Annotated in this window: 23 protein-coding genes and 1 tRNA gene; 7 read left to right on the top strand and 17 right to left on the bottom strand. The window is 67.1% G+C overall.

Features of this window, described 5'->3' with window-relative positions:
• Positions 1-79: 79 nt before the first annotated feature.
• The 4 genes from JHC81_RS09240 to JHC81_RS09225 form a co-directional block, all read right to left on the bottom strand.
• Positions 80-1306, bottom strand: a complete 1227-nt coding sequence (locus tag JHC81_RS09240; protein WP_292173653.1) for a DUF418 domain-containing protein — start codon at positions 1304-1306, stop codon at positions 80-82.
• Positions 1307-2575: 1269 nt separating this feature from the next.
• On the bottom strand, positions 2576-3145 hold the full coding sequence (locus JHC81_RS09235) for a phthalate transporter (RefSeq protein ID WP_292173652.1): 570 nt from the start codon (positions 3143-3145) through the stop codon (positions 2576-2578).
• Between the two features lie 9 nt (positions 3146-3154).
• Entirely contained in the window at positions 3155-4033 is an 879-nt protein-coding gene (locus JHC81_RS09230) for a 3-hydroxybutyryl-CoA dehydrogenase (RefSeq protein WP_292173650.1), read from the bottom strand.
• 130 nt (positions 4034-4163) lie between these two features.
• Positions 4164-4484 (bottom strand): YggT family protein, encoded by a 321-nt coding sequence (locus JHC81_RS09225; RefSeq protein WP_292173648.1) that lies wholly within the window; start codon positions 4482-4484, stop codon positions 4164-4166.
• Positions 4485-4638: 154 nt separating this feature from the next.
• Here JHC81_RS09225 and JHC81_RS09220 point away from each other — a divergent pair.
• Together JHC81_RS09220 and JHC81_RS09215 are read left to right on the top strand one after the other, a co-directional pair.
• Positions 4639-4714 (top strand) — tRNA-Ala (locus JHC81_RS09220).
• Between the two features lie 101 nt (positions 4715-4815).
• The gene (locus JHC81_RS09215) at positions 4816-5286 is read left to right on the top strand and encodes a peptidase S1 (RefSeq protein WP_292173647.1); all 471 of its coding nucleotides are present in this window, start codon (positions 4816-4818) and stop codon (positions 5284-5286) included.
• A gap of 54 nt (positions 5287-5340) precedes the next feature.
• Here the strand turns inward: JHC81_RS09215 and JHC81_RS09210 are convergent, their stop codons facing one another.
• The 5 genes from JHC81_RS09210 to JHC81_RS09190 form a co-directional block, all read right to left on the bottom strand.
• Entirely contained in the window at positions 5341-5628 is a 288-nt protein-coding gene (locus JHC81_RS09210) for an HPr family phosphocarrier protein (RefSeq protein WP_292173645.1), read from the bottom strand.
• Entirely contained in the window at positions 5625-6029 is a 405-nt protein-coding gene (locus JHC81_RS09205; protein WP_292173642.1) for a PTS sugar transporter subunit IIA, read from the bottom strand. The genes JHC81_RS09210 and JHC81_RS09205 overlap by 4 nt, the downstream gene beginning before the upstream one ends.
• 85 nt (positions 6030-6114) lie before the next feature.
• Positions 6115-6543: an HPr kinase/phosphatase C-terminal domain-containing protein gene (locus tag JHC81_RS09200; RefSeq protein ID WP_292173640.1), complete on the bottom strand. Its 429-nt coding sequence runs from the start codon at positions 6541-6543 to the stop codon at positions 6115-6117.
• Positions 6540-8171 (bottom strand): ATP-binding protein, encoded by a 1632-nt coding sequence (locus tag JHC81_RS09195; RefSeq protein WP_292173638.1) that lies wholly within the window; start codon positions 8169-8171, stop codon positions 6540-6542. The genes JHC81_RS09200 and JHC81_RS09195 overlap by 4 nt, the downstream gene beginning before the upstream one ends.
• Entirely contained in the window at positions 8140-8847 is a 708-nt protein-coding gene (locus JHC81_RS09190) for a response regulator transcription factor (RefSeq protein ID WP_292173636.1), read from the bottom strand. Before JHC81_RS09190 ends, JHC81_RS09195 begins: the two co-directional genes overlap by 32 nt.
• A gap of 191 nt (positions 8848-9038) precedes the next feature.
• Here JHC81_RS09190 and JHC81_RS09185 point away from each other — a divergent pair, with 191 nt between their 5' ends.
• Positions 9039-10757 (top strand): hypothetical protein, encoded by a 1719-nt coding sequence (locus tag JHC81_RS09185; protein ID WP_292173633.1) that lies wholly within the window; start codon positions 9039-9041, stop codon positions 10755-10757.
• Here JHC81_RS09185 and JHC81_RS09180 read toward each other — a convergent pair whose 3' ends face one another.
• From JHC81_RS09180 to JHC81_RS09170, 3 genes are all read right to left on the bottom strand, one after another.
• Positions 10758-11090 (bottom strand): zf-TFIIB domain-containing protein, encoded by a 333-nt coding sequence (locus JHC81_RS09180; protein WP_292173631.1) that lies wholly within the window; start codon positions 11088-11090, stop codon positions 10758-10760.
• A gap of 117 nt (positions 11091-11207) precedes the next feature.
• On the bottom strand, positions 11208-11834 hold the full coding sequence (locus JHC81_RS09175; protein WP_292173629.1) for a DUF6655 family protein: 627 nt from the start codon (positions 11832-11834) through the stop codon (positions 11208-11210).
• Positions 11835-11837: 3 nt separating this feature from the next.
• Entirely contained in the window at positions 11838-12278 is a 441-nt protein-coding gene (locus tag JHC81_RS09170; protein ID WP_292173625.1) for a VOC family protein, read from the bottom strand.
• A 151-nt stretch (positions 12279-12429) separates the two neighbouring features.
• Between JHC81_RS09170 and JHC81_RS09165 the strand changes: the two genes are divergently transcribed.
• From JHC81_RS09165 to JHC81_RS09155, 3 genes are read left to right on the top strand one after another with little or no spacing between them, the layout of a single operon-like run.
• Positions 12430-13071: an exopolysaccharide biosynthesis protein gene (locus tag JHC81_RS09165; RefSeq protein WP_292173621.1), complete on the top strand. Its 642-nt coding sequence runs from the start codon at positions 12430-12432 to the stop codon at positions 13069-13071.
• 45 nt (positions 13072-13116) lie between these two features.
• On the top strand, positions 13117-13647 hold the full coding sequence (locus tag JHC81_RS09160) for a disulfide bond formation protein B (protein WP_292173618.1): 531 nt from the start codon (positions 13117-13119) through the stop codon (positions 13645-13647).
• Positions 13625-14224 carry a demethoxyubiquinone hydroxylase family protein gene (locus JHC81_RS09155; protein ID WP_292173616.1) on the top strand — a complete coding sequence of 200 codons (600 nt, stop codon included), beginning with the start codon at positions 13625-13627 and terminating at the stop codon, positions 14222-14224. Before JHC81_RS09160 ends, JHC81_RS09155 begins: the two co-directional genes overlap by 23 nt.
• Before the next feature lie 64 nt (positions 14225-14288).
• On the opposite strand, the gene JHC81_RS09150 is transcribed toward JHC81_RS09155, so the two are convergent.
• Entirely contained in the window at positions 14289-15272 is a 984-nt protein-coding gene (locus tag JHC81_RS09150) for an esterase-like activity of phytase family protein (protein WP_292173614.1), read from the bottom strand.
• Between the two features lie 19 nt (positions 15273-15291).
• Positions 15292-17166 (bottom strand): cobaltochelatase subunit CobT, encoded by a 1875-nt coding sequence (gene cobT / locus JHC81_RS09145; protein WP_292173611.1) that lies wholly within the window; start codon positions 17164-17166, stop codon positions 15292-15294.
• An 82-nt stretch (positions 17167-17248) separates the two neighbouring features.
• Between cobT and JHC81_RS09140 the strand changes: the two genes are divergently transcribed.
• On the top strand, positions 17249-18004 hold the full coding sequence (locus JHC81_RS09140; protein ID WP_292173609.1) for a class I SAM-dependent methyltransferase: 756 nt from the start codon (positions 17249-17251) through the stop codon (positions 18002-18004).
• A gap of 35 nt (positions 18005-18039) precedes the next feature.
• Here the strand turns inward: JHC81_RS09140 and JHC81_RS09135 are convergent, their stop codons facing one another.
• From JHC81_RS09135 to JHC81_RS09125, 3 genes are all read right to left on the bottom strand, one after another.
• On the bottom strand, positions 18040-18417 hold the full coding sequence (locus JHC81_RS09135) for a Rieske (2Fe-2S) protein (RefSeq protein ID WP_292173607.1): 378 nt from the start codon (positions 18415-18417) through the stop codon (positions 18040-18042).
• Positions 18414-18899 (bottom strand): FKBP-type peptidyl-prolyl cis-trans isomerase, encoded by a 486-nt coding sequence (locus JHC81_RS09130; protein ID WP_292173605.1) that lies wholly within the window; start codon positions 18897-18899, stop codon positions 18414-18416. Before JHC81_RS09130 ends, JHC81_RS09135 begins: the two co-directional genes overlap by 4 nt.
• A gap of 19 nt (positions 18900-18918) precedes the next feature.
• A partial coding sequence (locus tag JHC81_RS09125; protein ID WP_292173602.1) for a threonine ammonia-lyase occupies positions 18919-20117 on the bottom strand: 1199 nt, incomplete at its 5' end.

Below are 20117 nucleotides of genomic sequence, written 5' to 3'. Positions count from 1 at the left end.
GGCGGGGGCAGTCTCGGTCGGGTCGGTCATGCCGCGCGATTAAGCCATCGCCGGGCCAGCGGCAACGATCGCGTGGCGATCAGACCGCGGCACCTTTTCGCAAGGGCAGCCGGCGTCCCTGGGTCAGGCTGCGCCAGACCCATTCGAACGGCCCCATCCGGAACTGCGACAGCCACAGCGGCGACCAGACGATCAGCACGGCCCACACCCCGACCACCCACATCCACAGCGTCCCGGGCTCGGCACGCCCGAACAGCATCGGCCCGCCCGGGATGACGGCCAGGGCGACGAAGATCACGCTGGTCATCAGATAGTTGGTGAAGGCCATCCGCCCCACCGGCGCGAAGATCGCCAGCACGGCCTTGACCGGCGTTCTGGCCAGCAGAACCAGCGCGGCGACATAGCCCAGGGTGATGACCACGGCGAAGGCCGAGAACAGGCCCGCCAGTCCACGCGTCGGGTCCGCCTCGACCGGCGCGGCCAGGTTCTGACCCATCAGGAACGCCAGACCGATCAGATTGGCCGCCCCCAGACCGATCGCCAGGACATAGGTCCACATCGGGGCCCGCCCCGACAGGAAGCCGGACTTGTACAGACCCAGCCCCAGCATCATCAGCGATACGGTGACCGGGATCAGGATGGCGCTGCTCATCTGATACTGGATCCAGGCGACCAGATTGTAGAGCAGGTAACCACCGCTCCGGACCTGTTCGATCTTGGCCAGGGTCCCGGCGGGCGACAGGGTGTCGGCCATGCTGGCGCGGATTTCGGCGGCCATTTCAGCCGGCATCGCGCCCCAGCCCCACAGCGTCAGCCCGCCCAGCAGCGACAGCGCCAGGATGATACCGCCCCCGACCTTGATCAGCCGCCCGGCCGACCACGACCGGAACATCATCATGATGAAGCCGCAATAGGCATAGTGCAGCAGGATGTCGCCGGACCACAGCAGCACCCCGTGCGCCACCCCAAAGGCCAGCAGCCACAGCAGGCGGCGCTGCAGCAGCGCCCCCCGCTCCGCATTCGACCGCTCGCCCCCGACCAGAAAGATCGACACCCCGAACAGCATGGAGAACAGTGTCCGCCACTTGCCCTCGAAGAAGACCCGCTCGACCCACAGCGCCGTCTCATTGGCGCCATCGACCGCGAACGGCATGGCCTCGCGCATGGAGATGATCTCGCCGGGCCAGGCGAAGGCCAGACAGTTCACGGCCAGAATGCCCAGCACGGCCAGTCCGCGCAGCATATCCAGATTGAAGATGCGCTCCGTCGTCGCCGATGGCGCGGCCGTCATGGTGGCGTCGGTCATGTCCTGCTCCCCCGAGTGTGAAGACAAGGACGTTTTACATCAGATCAAGTCTGGCGAAACTGAATTCCGCGTAATGTCCCGTATCGGCAGCAAACCCCGATCAGCACGAATGATCTCTCACTCTTGTCATCCCCGATGCACCCGAGATGAGTCAGGTGGCTGCCATCGCTGTTAAGCGCGGCCTGACCAAGGTCCAGTAGGACGCGACCCGCGCCGTGCGGTCCACCATGGCCGACGAACTGGTCACGCTGAAGGAAACAGCAGCCGGGTCACATGAGCGCGGGTTAGAATTCCTTCTCCCCATGCGGGAGAAGGTGGCCCGCGCAGCGGGTCGGATGAGGGGTCGCACAGGCCTATCCGGTTGTCAGCCTCCGCATGACGCTAGACGGAGTTTCCAGGCTTGCATTCGTTTGTCGCACAGGATTTTTCGGAGGCGTTTTTCGTAGAGTGCGGGTTCGCGCCGTATGTCTTTTGCGCGTACTCGAAGCCAATCGTCCGACACCGCGCGACCCCTCATCCGTCAGCCTTCGGCTGCCACCTTCTGCCGCAGGGGGAGAAGGATCAAATTTCACGCCTGACACACAGCGTCCATCTGCTGAGAATTCGCCCCCAACCCGCGCAAACAAATCTGCCAACCTTCTGATCCCGCTCGACAATCCTGACCACCCGGCGACCTGTCCCCGCCATAGGTAGCGCGTGCCCCATAATCCTCCCCGTCCCGTCGCCGGGAAGGGCGCAAGGCCTTGCGGCTTGTCGCGGCGGGAACGAGATGAGCGGGAGGGGTGGTCCCGGCTACGCGGGTTTGTCGGCCAACACCGGCCTTCTCCGCGAGCACGGCGCCTCCCCAAAAAAGGGAATGGGCCTCAAGCAGCGAGCCACCGCGTGGCGAGCGTTAGGCCCCTTCCCGTCAGGCGTCCCTCGGGACGCCCGGCACAAAGAGCATGTGGCAGGGAACCCATGCTGTTCACGGGATCGGGTTCGCAAGGCTCCGACCGTCCCGCCGGAGGCCATGTCGGCAAGGCGCTAAGAGCGTCGCTGGTCCTGGGTGGGGGAAGCCCCTCCATCCCAGGCCGACAGCCACCGGTCAGACATCTCGTGCGGAGCGGCGACGCGATGCCGAAACTCACATTCCCAACGGTCTTCCGGGCATCGCGCCCGGCGCTCCGCCGGCCCATCCCACCCTTCACCGGTTGCGGGTTTCCGCAGGCGGGGATCAGACGTGCCCGGTCTTTGAAAACTCAGATCAGTCCGCTCGGCGATGACGACAGCCTAGAGCTTGCGGCGATCCATGACGCCCAGGCGATCACGCACCTCGGGCTGTGGCCGAAACGCCAGGAAGGCCACGCAGAAGCCGGCCCACAGGGCATAGCTGACGCCGACCAGCACGGCGATGGGCAGGCCGCCCACGCCATAGATCAGCAGCGTCGTCTCGGTCGCCCCCGCTGCACGGCCGGGCGTGCCCGCCTCCAGCGATCCGGTCACCGACATGATCAGGGCGGCCACGGCCGCCACAGCCGCCGCCAGCAGCCCGCCGTACAGCAGGAACCGCCAGATGACCGCCAGCCGTGTCGCGGGCCGTCCATCACGTTGACGCTCGCGCTCCATCAACCGCATGAAGCCCGGCACGGCGACCAAGCCGATCAACAGGACCAGCAGGCGCCAGTCCATCTCCGGCCCCGGCATCCAGTTGTCCGCGGCCGGTCTCCAGATCGGCAGGGTCAGGATCAGCGGCGGCCAGCATGCCCCGGCCACAGCGGCCAGAACGATGCGGTGCGGCTCCTTGCGCCAGGTCACGCGCTCCCGACCGGGCAGGTTCAGCGGTGTCGCGGCGTCGCTCATCCGCTCGCCCTAGCGGGTCGGGACGGGCGTATCGCCCGAATAGTCGTAGAAGCCACGCCCGGATTTGCGCCCCAACCAGCCCGCCTCGACATATTTCACCAGCAGGGGACAGGGCCGGTACTTGCTGTCGGCCAGGCCGTCGTACAGCACATTCATGATCGCCAGCACGACGTCCAGACCCATGAAGTCCGCCAGCTCCAGCGGCCCCATCGGATGGTTGGCCCCCAGCGTCAGCGCCTTGTCGATCGAGGCGACATTGCCGACGCCCTCGTACAGCACATAGATCGCCTCATTGATCATCGGTACCAGGATGCGGTTGACGATGAAGGCCGGGAAGTCCTCGGCATGGGTCGTCGTCTTGCCCAGGCTCTCGGCGAAGGCGACGGCGGTCTCATAGGTCGCGGCCGAGGTCGCGATGCCGCGGATGATCTCCACCAGCTTCATCACCGGCGCGGGCTTCATGAAATGCAGGCCGATGAACCGCTCGGGCCGGTCGGTCGCCGAGGCCAGGCGGGTGATCGAGATGGACGAGGTATTGGACGCCAGCAGCGTCTGTGGGGCCAGATGCGGCACCAGTTCGGCCAGCAGGGCCTTCTTGACCGCCTCGTCCTCGACCGCGGCCTCGATCACCAGATCGGCCTTGCCCGCCTCGGCGAGAGAGCCCGCGACGGTGATCCGCGACTGGGCCGCATCGGCGGCGGCGGTATCCAGCAGGCCACGCCCCACCTGACGGGCCAGGCTGGCGGCGATGGCGGCCTGGGCCTGGGGCACGCGTTCGGCCACGGCGTCGTACAGCGCGACCGAATAGCCGCCGGTCGCGATCGCCTGGGCGATCCCCGATCCCATCTGGCCCGCGCCGATGATGGCGACTGTTCTGATCGTGGTCATCTAGTCCGGTGGTCTGGCAGGCCCTGGGCCCTGTCGGACCGGCACCTTAGGACGGTGGCCGGACCGCGCAAGACCGGATATCGCGCCGCAGCACGATCGATCCGGGGCGTGGCCCGAACGCCGCGCAGGGTCAGTAATAGCCGATCAGGTTCAGGATCGCCGCCTGCGACGCCGGCAGCAGGAAGATCTGGATGCCGCGGATGATCAGGATGACGATGATCGGCGAGATGTCGATGCCGCCCAGCGGCGGGATGATCCGCCGAAACGGGGCCAGCACCGGCCCGACGATCCGATCCAGAAAGTCGGCGATCTGGGCCACGAAGCGATTGCGATGGTTGATCACGTCGAAGGCGAACAGCCAGCTCAGGATCGCCTGCACGATAATCGCCAGCAGCAGCAGCTGAAGCAGCGCCCCCAGGATGAAGAACACAAATCCGATGATCGCGACCATGCCGCCAGGGCTCCCTGCAAGATGAACCGTGCTTCTAGCGTCAGCGAGGCCTCGACGCCAACGGTTCCGGCGACGCACTGCCAGCCCGCGCGACGCCCGTTGACACCCCCGCCATCGCCCCCCTATGTCCCGACCTCGCCTGCATCCCTGCAAGGGGGCCGTAGCTCAGTTGGTAGAGCGCGTCGTTCGCAATGACGAGGTCAGGGGTTCGACTCCCCTCGGCTCCACCAGGCGTTATGCTCCATCACAGCGTTATCTCGACTTGACGGCAAAGCTTGGCGGCGCGATGACGACTGTGGGGCTGGTTCACCGGAATTTGAGGGGAAAGACAATGAACAAGATTATCGGCGCATGCGCCCTGGTCGCGGCGATCGTCGTCGCACCACAGCTTGCTCTGGCGCAGGACGCCAGTCTGAAGGCGAACTTTGGATCGGTCAGTCTGAACAACGGCTTCACGCCGGATCCACATCGTGTCTCGATCACGGCCGGCGGGTCGATCGACGCCTATGAGGACACGCCGCTGCCAGAGGCTTGCGTGGGCATGATCAGCGACGCGCCGGATTACGAGGTGAGCTACAGCGCGGGCAACCTGCCGCTGGTGTTCCGCACCCTGTCGTCGGTGGATACGACCCTGATCATCAACGGGCCGGACGGCAGCTGGTCCTGCGACGACGACAGCTACGGCGATCTGGATGCCGAGGTACGGTTCAATCGCCCGCAGAGCGGCACCTATGACGTCTGGGTCGGCACGTTCGGCGGCTCGACGGCGGCCGCGACGCTTCTGATCACCGAGACGCCCTGAACCGATAAAGTTCGTATGAGACTCGGAAGCCCCGACGGTTCGCTGTCGGGCTTTCTATTGATCTTCGTCGAAGCGACGGGCGACCAGGTCCATCAGGGCGTCGATGGCGTCCTGGGCATCCTCGCCCTCGGCCACAATGTCGATGGTGCATCCGTTGCCGGCCCCCAGCATCAGCAGGCCCATGATCGACAAGGCGTTGACGGTGACGCCGTCGCGGGTGACGCGGATGTCGGCCTCGAACGCCGATGCCGTCTTGACGAACTTGGCGCTCGCCCGCGCGTGCAGGCCACGGGTGTTGCAGATGTTGGCGGTGGCCGAGGCCTGGGTCGTCGTATCGGTCATTTTTCGCCCTGCAGAACCCAGGAGGCGACGGAGATATATTTGCGCCCGGCGTCCTGGGCGTGGGCCACGCAAGCCTCCAGCGGCTCACGCCCGCGCACGCCCGCCAGCTTGATCAGCATGGGCAGGTTCAGTCCGGCAATAACCTCGGCATGGGTTTCTTCCATGACGGATATGGCCAGGTTTGAGGGGGTCCCGCCGAACATGTCGGTCAGGAGGATGACGCCGTCACCGTCATCCACGGCGCGGGCCGCATCGACGATGTCGCGACGACGACGCTCCATGTCGTCCTCGGGGCCGATGCAGATGGCGGCGACGCCGCGCTGCGGGCCAACGACGTGCTCCATGGCCGAAAGGAATTCCGAGGCCAGTCCCCCGTGGGTGACGATCACCAGCCCGATCATGACAGGTCTACCAAGCTGACGCCCCGTATTCCGACCGCCTGTGGCGGGCCGCAAGCCGCGCGGAATAGCCCAAGTCCGCGCGGGGTTAAAGCCGTCGTGACAGGACTGTGACCTTTTCGACCGCAGAAGCCTCGAATCCGCGCAGCCTTACGCGCGGCAGATCGATCCCGCGAAGGGTTTGGAAATCAGCTTCGGGCAGCCGCTCGACGGCATCGGCGGTCAGGGTCACGACCAGTCCCAGCCGGGCCTGGGCAAGGGTCGGCTGATCCTCAATGCCCACGCCCCGCGCCTCGATGCGACCGGCGATGGTCGTCGGAGCCGTGCCATAGAGTTGCCCGCCGCTGGCGAACACACGGGTGTAGTCGTCGGCGACCAGCCGCCAGCCCCGGCTGATCAGACGAAGCGCCAGGTCGCTTTTCCCCGCGCCGGACGGACCGGTCAGCATGACCCCCACCCAACCGCTGCCGGGCCGGAACCGGGCCACGGTGGTCGCATGAACGGGCTGGTCGGTCATCCGCGGCGAGACTGGGCGATAACGGGCAGGGCGACCTCAAACCGTGCGCCCTCGACCGTGCCGTCGGCGGCTGTGCGATTGGACGCCTGGACATGGCCGCCATGGGCCTCGACGATTTGCCGAACGATCGACAGCCCCAGGCCGGAGTTGGCTCCGAACGCCGTTCCTCGCGGCCGTGAGGTGTAGAAGCGCTCGAACACGGTCTCCAGATTTTCGGCCGGGATGCCCGGACCGTCATCGTCCACGATCACGCGGATGGGCAGGTCAGGGTCCGTCGGATCGCGGCGCAGGACCAGCCGGACCTCACCGCCCGCCGGACTGAAGGAGCGGGCGTTGTCGATCAGATTGCGGAACACCTGACCCAGCGGCCCGTCGCGACCGGTGATGCGGATCGGCTCGGACGGCGGCGTGAAGACGACCCTGGCCTCGCCCGGTCTGTGACCCGCCGCATAGACGCCGGCGATCTCGGACAGGAGCAGGTTCAGGTCCACGGCCCGGGGACGGTCGCGGTTCAGTTCCGCATCCAGACGCGAAGCATTGGAAATGTCGGTGATCAACCGATCGAGTCGCCGCACATCCTGCTGCAGCAGGCCCGTCAGCTTCTCGCGCTGGGCGTCTGTCTTGACCAGCGGCAGGGTTTCCAGCGCGGAGCGGATCGAGGTCAGCGGATTCTTGATCTCGTGACTGACATCGGCGGCGAAGGCCTCGATGGCGTCCATCCGGTCCGACAGGGTTTCGGTCATGGTCTCCAGCGAGCGGGCCAGATCGCCGATCTCGTCCTTGCGGCCCTCCAGATCGGGCAGGGAGATGGCACGGGCCTGCTGCAGCCGCACCGCATCGGCCGCCACCGACAGCCGCATGATGGGCCGGGCCACGAACAGGTACAGCACCAGCGAGCCCAGGATGTTGACCGTCAGCGCGACCAGGGCGAACGGCATCAGGGCCAGCCTCTGGGCGTTCAGGGTCGCTTCGACGTCACCCGCCTCCAGCGTCAGCACGCCCAGGACCTGACGCACATGGCGCACGGGAATGGAGACGGAGACGACGCGGTCTCCGGATTCATTGATCCGCACGCTGGCCTGGTTCTGCCCGCCCAGGGCACCCTCGACCTCTGCGGCCAGCTGACGACGCGCCTCCTCGACCTGGCGGGTGGTGCGCTCGGCCGCCTGTGGCGGTTCGTCGGAAGGCGTGCCGGCCGGTCTGGCGTCAGGCAGGGTGTTGCCCGGAATGGCCTCTGTCACGGCATAGCTGTCCAGCACGATCAGCCCGTCGATGTCGAACAATCGGGCGCGCTGACCTTCCGGGATGAAGATGTCCCGGAAGAGCCCGGGAACGTTCTGCACGTTGAAGGACGGCGTCGGCTCGCCCACCGTATAGTCTTCGTCGGCCAGCACATTAGCCAGAAGCTCGGCCTGAGCCGTCAGCGATTCCTGTCGGGCCTCGATCAGCCCGCGCTGCCATTCGTTCAGCGCCAGAGCCCCGCCCAGCAGGATCAGCAGGCTGAAAAGGTTGAGGGCCAGGATGAATCCGCCCAGCCGCGAGCCGCCGAAGCGGCCCAGCCGTCGGCGACCCGAGGGTGCGTCCTTTTCGGACGGATCAGCTTTCGCGGTAGCGGTATCCGACGCCATACAGGGTCTCGATCGCGTCGAACTCGGGATCGACCACCCGGAACTTCTTTCGCATCCGCTTGACATGGCTGTCGATGGTGCGGTCGTCGACATAGACCTGATCGTCGTAGGCGGCGTCCATCAGATTGTCGCGGCTCTTCACGAAGCCGGGGCGCTGGGCCAGGGCCTGAAGCAGCAGGAACTCCGTGACGGTCAGCTTGACCGGCTTGCCGTCCCAGGTGCTTTCGTGGCGGGCCGGGTCCATCGACAGCTTACCGCGCTTGATGGCCTTCGATCCGCCTTCGCCAGCTGCGGGCTCGGGCTCGCCGCCGTCCGCGCCGGTCCGGCGCAGCAGGGCCTTGACCCGCTCGATCAGCAGCCGCTGGCTGAAGGGTTTGTGGATATAGTCGTCGGCCCCCAGGTTGAAGCCCAGGATCTCGTCGATCTCCTCGTCCTTGGAGGTCAGCATGATGACCGGGATCTGGCTGGTCTGGCGCAGGCGACGCAGAACCTCCATCCCGTCCATGCGGGGCATCTTGACGTCCAGGATGGCCAGATCTGGGGGCGAGGTTTCCAGCGCTTCCAGTCCCGCCGCCCCGTCGTGATGGGCCGTGACCTTGTGGCCGTGGCTTTCCAGCGCCAGCGACACGGAGGCCACGATGTTCTCGTCGTCGTCGACCAGGGTGATATTGGCCAAAGGGCGGTCTCCTTGAGCAGTCGTCAGATGGATACACTGGTCGCATGAACGCGCGACAAGCGTAACCGTTCGATGCGGAACATCCGCAAGAATGCGGCACAAACATGGGCCGGTGCGCCGCGATGCGCAATGAAACGCCGCCTTAAAGCCTTTGCCGCTAGGCTCGCGCCGTAAACAGCGTCGAGTATCTGATGGCCGGTTCGATCCACTACGAGGTCTATATCCGCAAGACCGCTCCGGCACCCTGGGCCCTCCAGATGGCGACCGAGGAACGGGCCGTGGCCATGGAGACCGCGGAGGAACTGCTGCGCGACGACCGCGCGGCCGCCGTGCGGGTGACCAAGGAGACACTGGATCCCGAGACGATGGAGTTCCAGAGCCTGACCCTGATGACCAAGGGGGCGCCGGAGATCAAGCGCAAGCGGCTGGTTTCCGAAGACCAGACCGGACCGCGCTGCCTGGCCCCGACCGACCTATACGAGCCGCTGGCCCGGGAGACGATCGGACGGGTTCTCGAGGACTGGCTGAAACGGCAGGGGGTGACGACATTCGAACTGTTGCACCGTCCCGACCTGGCCGAACGGCTCGAAGCGTCCGGGCTGGAACTGCAGCATGCCATCCAGAAGGTCGCCATCCCCGAAAGCCAGGCGGTCGGTCAGCCGGTCCACGACCTGGTCCGCCACTATCAGAAACTGGCCGAGCGGACGCTGGAGCGGGTTGTGGCGGCCGAGCGACGCGAGCTGTTTCCCGGTCTGGAGAACCGGTCCATCGCCGATCTGGCGCATCGGCTGTCGGGCAAGTCCGAACGCGGCTTCATCATGGGCGGGATCGTCGCCGGCGCGCTGAAAGGTCTGCGGGGCGGTCGTGCGCGGGTCGACAAGCTGATGGACCTGGCCGAAGGGGCACCGATGGACGGGCCGCCGCATGCCCTGGTCATGGTGCCGATCGAACAGATTCTGTGCGAGATCATGGCGACGCGCACCAGTCTGGCCGATGTGCTGGGTCCATCGCTCGACCAGGGCGCGTCGCTTGCGGCGGTCGTGCGGATGGTGGCCCCGAAGGAAGTGGCGGCCCTGATCGCCCAGGACGAAAAGCTGGGTCTGCAGATTCCGGCCGTGACGGGTCCGGCGGCGCGGCTGGGCGAGCGCCTGCAGGACGGTCAATTCCCACTGCTGGCCTCGACCCTGGCGCGGATGGTGCTGCGTGAGCTGATGAGCCCGCGCCGGCTGCGGCCCGGCGATGCCGTCGGCGAAATCGACATCATGCGCACCCTGGCCATGATCCTGACGGCTACGGCCGGCCGTTTGCTGACGCTGGAGGAGGTGCAATCCGCCTTCAGTGAACGGTCCAAGAGTATCATCACTGCCGATTTCGTCGCTGCCTTCGTCGCGCCCTGCGAGACAGTCCTGTGCGAGGCGGAATCGCTGACACGGCTTTGCGAGAACGTCACCGGCACGGCCAACAAGCGGTCGGCGGCACGGTGGCTGGCCGCCTGTATCAACTCTCTCCGTTTCGAGAGCGAGATGCGCTCGGGTGCCGGCGGCCGATCGCCGGCGCAATCGCTGGCGATCTTGGCAGGTCTGCAAAGGACGGTCCTGACCTGCAGCCTGGCCGAGCGCGAGGAACAGGAAATCGTTACCGCCATCGGCCAGGTCGGAAGCGGCGTCGAGGCGGAGGCGCGGCTGATCGCCCTGCTGACCCGCGCCAAGGCGACCCCGCACCAGAAGCTGACGGCCCTGCTGAAGATGGCCGCCGGGGAAACGGCACCGCTGGGGCCCGTCGCGGACAAAGCCAAGGCCGAGGCGCTCAGACTGTTGCGTCAGCCGGACACCCGCGAAACCCTGTCACGTTCGCCCCAGGCCCTGGCACCGATCAAGACCCTGATGCAGGCAGCCGGCTTGGCGGCCTGATCAGTCGAAGATATCGAAGATGCTGTCGCGCTTCTTCTTCTTGTAGCGATAGTCGTCGTCGCGATAGGGACGCTGCTCGCGATAGCCCTGCGACTGGCCTTGGTGGCCCCAGGGCTGCGACGGGGGTTGCTGCGGCGGCGGCGCGTACGCCTGCGAGGGCGGGGCCTGCGGAGCGGAGGCCCGACCCTCAGCCGTGGCCGAATCCATCAGCTTCTCCAGCTCGCCACGATCCAGCCAGACGCCGCGGCAGGACGGGCACATGTCGAACTGGACGCCATGGCGGTCCAGCGTCTGCATCGCGCTATTGTCGTTGGGGCACATCAGCAGCGGCATCGGGCGTCTCCGTGATCGTTGATCCGTTCAAGCTAAGGCGCGACCGATCGTTCCGCCATAGTGGCGATGCGACGCGCTATTCTTGCTTGCCATGCTGCTGGTCGCTGTTTTAGCGAACTAGAACTCCAGCCAGCTGTCGCCGGGATCGCGGTCGCCGGGCGACAGGCGCTGCTGGCCCCAGGCGATGATCATGAACAGCTTGTGGCTGCGCAGGTTGAACTCGCCCTTCATCGGCACGACGGCCCCCAGCGGGGCACCGCTTTTCGGCTCGTACAGAAAGCCCGAGAATTCGGCCACGCCGACCCGGTCGCGACGGCTGTAGACCGACAGTTCGGGGATGGAGACGACGTTGAAGCTGTCGTTGATCGGCACCTGCATCTGCGGCAGGCCGAAGACGCGGCGCATCTGCTCCAGCGACAGGGTCCCGGCCCGGATCTCGAACACCGCATCCGCCTCGGTCTTGGACGGCGCGATGAAATAGCCGGCTTCCGACAGGGCCGCGCGGATAGCACTGACCGCATAGGGCGCGCTCTCGGCCCTGAAATACAGATCGTCGACGAAGACCTTGGAGCCCACGGGGATCGGCAGGGTCAGGCCGTCCACCGCCCGGTCCGCCGCGCGGGCGACCAGCAGCTGCTCCGTCGCCGTACGGGACGGATAGGTCTCGGAGGTCGAGGCGCAGGCCGACACAGCGATGGCCGCCGTCAGAGCCAGGACAGATACGGCGCGGGCCGGCGTCGTCATGCCTTACCAGCTCCCGGTATTGGCCATCGATACCCAGGGCTCGGCCGGGGCAAGGGGCTCGCCCTCCTGCAGCAGTTCGATGGAAATGCCGTCCGGCGACCGCACGAAAGCCATCCGGCCATCGCGCGGCGGGCGGTTGATCGTCACGCCTCCCGCCTGAAGCCGCGCACAGGCCGCATAGATGTCGTCGACCTTATAGGCCAGATGGCCAAAATTGCGCCCGCCGCTGTACGTTTCGGGGTCCCAGTTGAAGGTCAGCTCGACCTCGGGCGAACGCTCCGCCGCCGACCGGTCCGCATCCTTGGGGGCCGCCAGAAACACCAGGGTGTAGCGCCCTTCCTCATTCTCCATGCGCCGGACTTCCGAAAGGCCCAGCAGGTCGCAATAGAAATGCAATGAGGCGTCCAGATCGGTGACCCGGACCATGGTGTGAAGATAGCGCATGGCGTCCGTATGCCTTGGGGGAGGGGCGGAAGTGAGGCTGTATAGCGTCAGAATGTCAGGGCCGCGACTCACGGCCCGTTACGCAACGCCCGCCCTCGCCTCGCCACAGATTTCCGGCTAACCACGCGCCGCAGCTCGAAACGCAGGCCCCATGACCGATCTGAACGACCAGCATGCCGATAATCCGGACCAGGGCTTCATCGCCCTGGTCGCCGACCTTGCGGCCGTCAGCGGACCGAACGGTCTGACGCTGCGCGAAATCCGCGATCGTCTGGACGAGCGGGCCTTTGGTCTGATGATCCTGATCCTGGCCATCCCGTGCCTGGTCCCGGCGCTGTATGGTGTGCCCCAGATCGTGGGCATTCCGATCCTGCTGCTGGCCGGTCAGATGCTGGTGGGTCGCGTTGAGCCCTGGCTGCCCGAAGGCATCCTGAAGCGGCGCGTGACCAAGGCCTGGCTGGAGCGGATGGCCGATTTCGCCACCAAGCGCATGGGTTGGCTGGAGCGTCTGTCGCGTCCTCGGTTGAAAATCTTCGCAGAAGGCTGGGCCGAGCGGGCGGCGGCCTTCTTCATGATCCTGGCCACGCTCACCATCGTCCTGCCCATGACCAATACGGTGCCGTCGGTGGCGCTCAGCCTGCTGTCGGTCGGCCTGATCCAGCGTGACGGGCTTTTCGTGGCGGCGGGCGCGGCAGTGGCGACGGCCTGGGCGACGGCCCTGATCGTGGTCGGCATCGGCTTCTTCGTGGGCGCAGGCTGGGCGGTCTCGCTGATGGCGCGGTTCGGCGGCTGATCACGCATCGACGGCGACACAAGGCCTCGCTATGAACGGGGTCCGATGAGAGCAACCTATCGTCTCCTGACCCGGTGGTGGACCGCCTTCGCACTGGCCGCGTCGCTGGCCCTGCTGGGCGCGGCGCATGCATTCGAACGGTTCGGCGGGCTGGATCCCTGCAATCTGTGCCTCAAGCAGCGCGAGGTCTATTGGGGCGCGGTCGTCGTCGCGGCCCTGGCCACGGGCTGGCATCTGATCAGCAGAGGCAGTCGGGGGACCCCTCGCGTGGCGGCCTTCCTGCTGGCGCTCGTGTTCACAACCGGCGCGATCACGGCGATCTTCCACATGGGGGGCGAGATGAAGTGGTGGGCCCTGCCGGCGACCTGCATGGGTGGCACGGTCGATGCCAGTTCGGCGGTGGACTTCATGCTGGGCACCGGCACGGTGGAGCCCATCGTCAGCTGCGGCGACGTGGCGTGGCGCTTCGCCGGCATCAGCATGGCAGGATGGAATGCCCTGATCTCGGTCGCCCTGGCCGGGTTCAGCCTGCTCGCCGCCAAGAGGCCCAAGGATGCCCGTGCTCCCAGAAACTAGGCCCCCAGAAGCTGACGCCCCTCGCGGACCGCTGCCGCGCCCCGGCTTGGGCGCGAGCCGTCGTCGCCGAGCGGAAATCCTGCGGGTCGATCACGCGGGCGAGTATGGCGCGGTTCACATCTATCGCGCCCAGCGGGCGGTGTTCGAGGGGCGGCAGGGCAAGACCGGCATAGCCGCCGACATGGCCGAGATGCAAACCCAGGAAGCCGTCCATCTGGCGCGGTTCGATGCCCTGCTGAACGCCGAGCGTGTGCGGCCTACGGTCCTGATCCCGCTCTGGCGGCTGGCGGCCATCGCGCTGGGCACCGGCACGGCCCTGATGGGCGAGAAGGCGGCTCACGCCTGCACCGAGGCGGTCGAGGACGTGATCGAGAAACACTATGCCGACCAGATCGCCGAGCTGTCGGACAGCGACCCGGCCCTGGCCGCCGAACTGACCGTCTTCCGCGACGAGGAACTGGCCCACCACGACCACGCCATCGAACACGGCAGCCGCGAGGCCCCGGCCTATCGGCTGCTGAGCGCGGTCATCAAGGCGGGATGCCGGGCGGCGATCAAGGTGTCGGAGAGGGTTTAGGGACGAGGGATGAGGGATGAGGGATGAGGCCCATCTCCTGCATTCCGCGCTCCAAGCCTCGAACCTAATCCCTCATCCCTCCTTTCACATCGAACGCCAGCAACAGCGTTCGCTGCGCCGGATTGTCGTTGTCGTCGGACAGGATGTAGAGGCGCGTTCCGCCATTCCTCGCCACGGCGGCGATGCCTTCGAAGTTGTCCGTGAGGCCGGGCAGTTTGAGCTCGATCAGGACGGGCCCAAGCGTGCCGTCTTGCGCCATGCGCCGGACCTGGGCGCGGGCATCCAGCGGCGGGCGATAGGAGCGCTGGACGACGAAGACGCCACTGCCAGACGGATCCCGATCCATGCCGGTGGTGCGATAGGCTCCGTCATCCAGAGCGTCCCGGGGTACGGGCGTGACGACAGCGCAGGCGGCCGGCGTGCAGTCCCAGACGCCGCCGGATTCGCCCGCCACGCGCCAGCCTGCGCCGAGCGCCGACAGGCCCTCCATGCCGTCGTTGGGGGTGAAGGCGACGTCAGGATGTCTGACCGGTGTGGGGCGGTTCACGGGCATCGTCACCGGCCCATAGTTCCAGATGCGGTGGTCGCGCTCGAAACTGACCAGGAGGTCGCCGCCGTCTGTGAGGGCCAATCCTTCGGCGTCGCCGTCCGCCTTGTCCGCGATGGGGGTGCCGTCGGCCAGGGTCAGTCGGCGCCAGGCTAGGCCGGCGACACCGATCAGCCGTCCGCTGCGGTTCAGCACCAGATGCCCGCGCACCAGATCGCCCGCATCGCTGACGCTGACGAAGCCGTCCTCGCCGATCAGCTTCAGGTCCGACAGGCTGTGCAGGGGCGAGCCCGCTTCCAGAACCAGTTCGACGCCGCCGGCAAACCGGACGCCTTCGGCCAGTCGCGCGCCACCGGGCAGGCCCAGGCCGACGGGGCGAATGCCGGGCGCGGTCGGCGTCCAGCCGGGCGGAATCGGCGGCGATACGACCGGCCAGGCCCCGGCGCAGGCCGCGATGGCCAGCGCCGCAAAGGCGGGCACCAATCGGGACAGGGCACGCATCGATAGGGTCTTCATGCGCTCAAGCGGCACGACGCCGCCGGGCCGGCGCTGCCCGGTCGTCGGCCTCGAACAGTTCGGCCAGCTTCTCGACCATGACGCCGCCCAGTTGCTCGACATCGACGATGGTGACGGCGCGCCGGTACCAGCGGGTCACGTCGTGGCCGATGCCGATGGCGATCAGCTCGACGGGCGACTGGGTCTCGATCCGCTCGATCACCTGACGCAGATGCTTGTCGAGATACAGGGCCGCATTGGCCGACTGGGTCGAGTCGTCGACCGGCGAGCCGTCGGAAATCACCATCAGGATCTGGCGGCTCTCGGGGCGGGCCTTCAGCCGGTCGTGCGCCCAGGTCAGGGCCTCGCCGTCGATATTTTCCTTCAGCAGGCCCTCGCGCATCATCAGGCCCAGGTTCTTCTTGGCCCGCCGCCAGGGCGCGTCCGCCGCCTTGTAAATGATGTGGCGCAGGTCGTTCAGCCGCCCCGGATTGGCCGGCTTGCCTGCCGTGATCCAGGCTTCGCGCGCCTGTCCGCCCTTCCAGGCGCGGGTGGTGAAGCCCAGGATCTCGACCTTGACGCCGCACCGCTCCAGCGTCCGTGCCAGGATGTCGGCACAGACGGCCGCCACCATGATCGGCCGCCCGCGCATGGAGCCTGAGTTGTCCAGCAGCAGGGTCACGACCGTGTCGCGGAACGGGCTTTCGCTCTCGGCCTTGAACGACAGGGGACTGGTCGGATCGGTGATGACGCGGGTCAGGCGGGCGGTGTCCAGCACGCCCTCCTCCAGATCGAAATGCCAGCTGCGGTTCTGCTGCGCCATCAGGCGGCGCTGGAGCTTGTTGGCGAGGCGCGACACCACGCTGGAGAGGGCCGTCAACTGCTGGTCCAGCAGGGACCGCAGTCGTTCCAGCTCCATCGGATCGCATAGACCGGCGGCGTCCACCACCTCATCGAAGGCTGTGGTGAAGACGCGATAGGCGTCGATGGCGCGTCCGTCGTCCTGGCTCTGCTGGAGATTAGGCAGGGCCCCCTCGTTCATCTCCGGACCGTCATCGGAGGCCTCGCCGTCCGGGTCGGCGGGCGTGCCGTCGGGACGGCTGTCGCGCTCGTCGCTGGCCTCCTGATCGTCGGCGGTGCCCTCCATCGACTGGTCGCCAGCGCCGGATTCGTCCTCTTCGTCCTGAGTCTGATCGTCGGACGGATCGGGCTCCTGTGGGTCGGGTTCGTCCTCGCCGTCATTGTCGGATCTATCGTCGCCACGCCCGTCGCCGGGGTCCATGTCCAGCGCGCGCAGCACATCCTTCAGCCGGTCGGCAAAGGCGGTCTGGTCGTCGGCCACCTCGGCCAGGGCGTCCAGCTTGCGCCCGGCCCTGGTCTCCAGATCGGTCCGGACCAGATCGAGCAGGGTCCCCGCTCCATCCGGGGCGCGCTGGCCCGTCAGGCGCTCGCGGACCAGAAGCGCCACGGCCTCGGCGACCGGCACCCGCTCGGCCTCATTGACGCGCAGCGCCCCGGTTTTTTCCAGCCGCGTCAGCAAAGCCGCATTCAGATTGGCGCGGACCCCGGCCAGCGACTTCGAACCCACGGCCTCGACCCGGGCCTGTTCGACGGCTTCGAAGACATCGGCGGCGAGGGTGTCGACGGGACGCAGCCGGGCGTTCAGCGCCTCGTCGTGATTGGCCAGTCGCAGGGCCAGCCGGTCCGCCTGACCACGCAGGGTGGCGCTGTCGCCGGCCGACGGATCGCGCGGCGGATGCGGCAGGGTCAGGACGCCGTTTGACAGCCGCGGCCCGTCGGACCCGAACGTCACCTCCAGCTCCGACTGCTCGGCCAGGGCCCGCGCCGTATGGGCCAGCGAGCGCTTGAAAATGTCGGCAGGGGTTTCGGCGGAGGCCATGCGGTCGATTAGCCTGTTGAGACGGGTCTGAGAAGGTGGCCACAACCCTTGAACGCCCGCCGCGTCCACGCGACAAGACCGAATGACCACGACATTCGGCCGCATCGCCTATGAAGCCCTCGACGTCTGCAACGGCGTGGAGATGGTGACGATCGAAGCGGGGGTGGCGCGCACGAGCCTGAGCCAGGGTGCGCAGGCCGTCGATATCGGGACGGGCAATGCCGGTGTGGCCATTCGGTTGGGCCAGACGTTCGGCCTGGAAGTCACGGCCATCGAGTTCGATCCGGTCATGGCCGAGCTGGCGGCGGCGCGGATCGCGGCGGCGGGGGGCGGCGTCGATCTGGTCCTCGGGTCGGCCGCCGAGGTGCTGCAACAGCGACCGCCCTTCGATCTGATCGTCGCCCTGGGGACGACCAATCTGACGGGGGAGGGACGGCCCAGTCCAGAGGCGGGGTTTGCGTTTCTGAGGCGGCATGTCCGGCCCGGTGGCTGGCTGCTGTGGGGCGATCTGGTCTGGCGGGGCGAACCCTCCGCGCCGTTGAGGCAGGTCGTGGAGGCAACCAATCTGTATACGGACGATAAGGGGTGGGTCGCAGCGGCACAGGGCGCGGGCTTTGCGCTGGAGTGGCGGGAAATCTCGTCACAGGCGGTGTTCGACGCCTATGCCCGCGATGCGGTCGGTGCCGCGCAGTCCTGGCTGGAGACGCATCCTGATGCACCCGAAGCGGATACGGTCCGCTTCCACGCCGACCGGATGCAGGCTGTCTTCGAGTTCGGCCACGGCCTGATCGGCTTTGGCCTGTATCTGTTTCGTGCGCCGGTCCCGGATAATCGCTAGCGCGATTTCCGGATGACGGACCTGATCACTGAGAGTCAGGCGGTCCGCAGGATGCCGTTCACGACCTGAACCGGCCATGGCGTCAGCCGACCGCCGGCGCAGGGACCCCCGGTGCACAGGCCGCTGAGCGGCTCGAACACCGCGCCGTGCCAGCCGCACAGGATCAGGTCTGCGTCGGGGGTCAGATAGCGATCCAGCTCTATGGCCAGCGGATAGCCGGCGTGGGGGCAGCGGTCGACATAGCCCGCCACCTGCCCGGCCTTGCGCACCACGAAGCCGTGGAAGAAGGCCTCGCCGATCTGAAGCACGAAGCCGCGCGAGCCCGGATCGGCGATGTCGTTCTCGGCGCACAGGGCGACATCGGGCGGGGTCTTCCAGACGCGCAGGCGCTCTGGCGGTGAGGCCTCGCTCATCCCATGGCCGCGCTGCGGGGTGGGGCCTCGCCCGGCACGCGGTCCATGGCCAGCAGTTCCATGCGGAAGACCAGAACGGAGTTGGGCGGGATCTGACCCGACGACCGCGCGCCATAGCCCAGCTCGGGCGGGATATAGACCAGCCACTCGTCGCCGACCTTCATGCGCTGCACGATCTCGGTCCAGCCGGGCACGACTTCATTGAGGGTGAAAACGGCCGGGATGCCGCGCTGATAGGAGCTGTCGAACACCGTCCCGTCGGTCAGGGTGCCCTCGTAGTGGACGCTGACCAGGTCGTTGCTGTCGGGACTTTCGCCGCCGGTCGGGCCGGACTTCAGGACCTTGTACTGGATGCCGGACGGCGTGGTCTGGATGCCGTCGGCCCTGGCGTTTTCGGCCATGAAGGCCTCGGCCTCGGCGATGGCGGGATCGACGGGCGGCGTGTCCTCGCCGCGGTTGCAGGCGGCCAATGCCGCGAGCATTCCGATGACAGCCAGTGGCCTAGCCCATCCGTAGCGCATATCCGGCCTCCTCAAGTCCTTGTCTGATTTCGATGGCGTGGGCCTCGCCGCGCGTCTCGACCATGATGTCGAACTCCGCGCCCTTGGCCGGGACGTCCAGCGCCAGGCGGTTGTGGACCACGTCGATGATGTTGCCGCCCAGGCCGCCGATGACGCCGCTCATCCTGGACATCATGCCCGGCCGGTCGTCGCCCAGGATGCGATAGACGATCAGCCGCTTCTCGCGCACCAGTTCACGGTTGAGCACCACGGCCAGCATCCGCGCATCGATATTGCCGCCGCACAGAACCAGCCCGACCTTCATCCCTTTGAACTTGTCGGGATAGGCCAGCATCGCCGCCAGCCCGCCCGCGCCCGCGCCCTCGGCCACCGTCTTTTCCAGCGTGGCATAGTAGGAGACGGCGGTCTCGAAATCCGCCTCCTGACAGACCAGGACCTCTTCGATCAGCGGGTCGGCGATGGCGAAGGGAATGTCGCCCACGGCCTTGATCGCGATGCCCTCGGCGATCGTCTGACCGCTGCACTTTGGGGTCTCGCCGCGCCGCTTGGCGCTGAAGGAGGGGTACATGGCTGCCTCGACGCCGAAGATGCGGATGTCCGGCTTCATCGCCTTGGCGGCCACGGCACAACCCGCGATCAGACCGCCGCCGCCGATGGGGATGATCAGGCCGTCCAGATCGGGCGCATCCTCCAGGAATTCCACGGCACAGACGCCCTGCCCGGTCACGATGCCTTCGTCGTCGAAGGCCGAGATGAAGACATAGCCCTTCTCGTCGCGCAGGCGGTGCGCCTCTTCGGTCGAGCCGGTGAAATCGAGGCCCTTGATGACCACCGTGGCCCCGTGTGCCCGCGTGCCGTCCGCCTTCACGAAGGGGGTGCCCTCCGGCATGACGATGGTGACGGGAATGCCCAGCCGACCGCCATGATAGGCCAGGGCCTGGGCGTGGTTGCCCGCGCTGGCCGCCACCACGCCGCGCCTGCGCTCGTCCGGCGTCAGCTGCAGCAGGCGGTTCAGGGCCCCGCGCTCCTTGAAGCTGCCGGTGAAATGCAGGTTGTCGAACTTGACCCAGACTTCGGCCCCGGTCAGCTGCGACAGACGACGGGAATGGCGCACCGGTGTGCGGTCGACCTGACCGGCGATACGGTCGCGGGCCGCCAGGATGTCATCGAAACTTACGC

This window comes from Brevundimonas sp., from assembly GCF_016463295.1.
Classification (GTDB): Bacteria; Pseudomonadota; Alphaproteobacteria; order Caulobacterales; family Caulobacteraceae; genus Brevundimonas.
The sequence above is the reverse complement of the archived record's forward strand: the minus strand, read 5'-3'. Positions and strand labels throughout refer to the sequence as shown.

Coding starts and splice junctions, on each gene's coding strand:
- JHC81_RS09240 (WP_292173653.1), bottom strand. CDS start 1,306: ATGACCGACGCCACCATGACGGCCGCGCCATCGGCGACGACGGAGCGC.
- JHC81_RS09235 (WP_292173652.1), bottom strand. CDS start 3,145: ATGAGCGACGCCGCGACACCGCTGAACCTGCCCGGTCGGGAGCGCGTG.
- JHC81_RS09230 (WP_292173650.1), bottom strand. CDS start 4,033: ATGACCACGATCAGAACAGTCGCCATCATCGGCGCGGGCCAGATGGGA.
- JHC81_RS09225 (WP_292173648.1), bottom strand. CDS start 4,484: ATGGTCGCGATCATCGGATTTGTGTTCTTCATCCTGGGGGCGCTGCTT.
- JHC81_RS09215 (WP_292173647.1), top strand. CDS start 4,816: ATGAACAAGATTATCGGCGCATGCGCCCTGGTCGCGGCGATCGTCGTC.
- JHC81_RS09210 (WP_292173645.1), bottom strand. CDS start 5,628: ATGACCGATACGACGACCCAGGCCTCGGCCACCGCCAACATCTGCAAC.
- JHC81_RS09205 (WP_292173642.1), bottom strand. CDS start 6,029: ATGATCGGGCTGGTGATCGTCACCCACGGGGGACTGGCCTCGGAATTC.
- JHC81_RS09200 (WP_292173640.1), bottom strand. CDS start 6,543: ATGACCGACCAGCCCGTTCATGCGACCACCGTGGCCCGGTTCCGGCCC.
- JHC81_RS09195 (WP_292173638.1), bottom strand. CDS start 8,171: ATGGCGTCGGATACCGCTACCGCGAAAGCTGATCCGTCCGAAAAGGAC.
- JHC81_RS09185 (WP_292173633.1), top strand. CDS start 9,039: ATGGCCGGTTCGATCCACTACGAGGTCTATATCCGCAAGACCGCTCCG.
- JHC81_RS09180 (WP_292173631.1), bottom strand. CDS start 11,090: ATGCCGCTGCTGATGTGCCCCAACGACAATAGCGCGATGCAGACGCTG.
- JHC81_RS09175 (WP_292173629.1), bottom strand. CDS start 11,834: ATGACGACGCCGGCCCGCGCCGTATCTGTCCTGGCTCTGACGGCGGCC.
- JHC81_RS09170 (WP_292173625.1), bottom strand. CDS start 12,278: ATGCGCTATCTTCACACCATGGTCCGGGTCACCGATCTGGACGCCTCA.
- JHC81_RS09165 (WP_292173621.1), top strand. CDS start 12,430: ATGACCGATCTGAACGACCAGCATGCCGATAATCCGGACCAGGGCTTC.
- JHC81_RS09160 (WP_292173618.1), top strand. CDS start 13,117: ATGAGAGCAACCTATCGTCTCCTGACCCGGTGGTGGACCGCCTTCGCA.
- JHC81_RS09155 (WP_292173616.1), top strand. CDS start 13,625: ATGCCCGTGCTCCCAGAAACTAGGCCCCCAGAAGCTGACGCCCCTCGC.
- JHC81_RS09150 (WP_292173614.1), bottom strand. CDS start 15,272: ATGCGTGCCCTGTCCCGATTGGTGCCCGCCTTTGCGGCGCTGGCCATC.
- cobT (WP_292173611.1), bottom strand. CDS start 17,166: ATGGCCTCCGCCGAAACCCCTGCCGACATTTTCAAGCGCTCGCTGGCC.
- JHC81_RS09140 (WP_292173609.1), top strand. CDS start 17,249: ATGACCACGACATTCGGCCGCATCGCCTATGAAGCCCTCGACGTCTGC.
- JHC81_RS09135 (WP_292173607.1), bottom strand. CDS start 18,417: ATGAGCGAGGCCTCACCGCCAGAGCGCCTGCGCGTCTGGAAGACCCCG.
- JHC81_RS09130 (WP_292173605.1), bottom strand. CDS start 18,899: ATGCTCGCGGCATTGGCCGCCTGCAACCGCGGCGAGGACACGCCGCCC.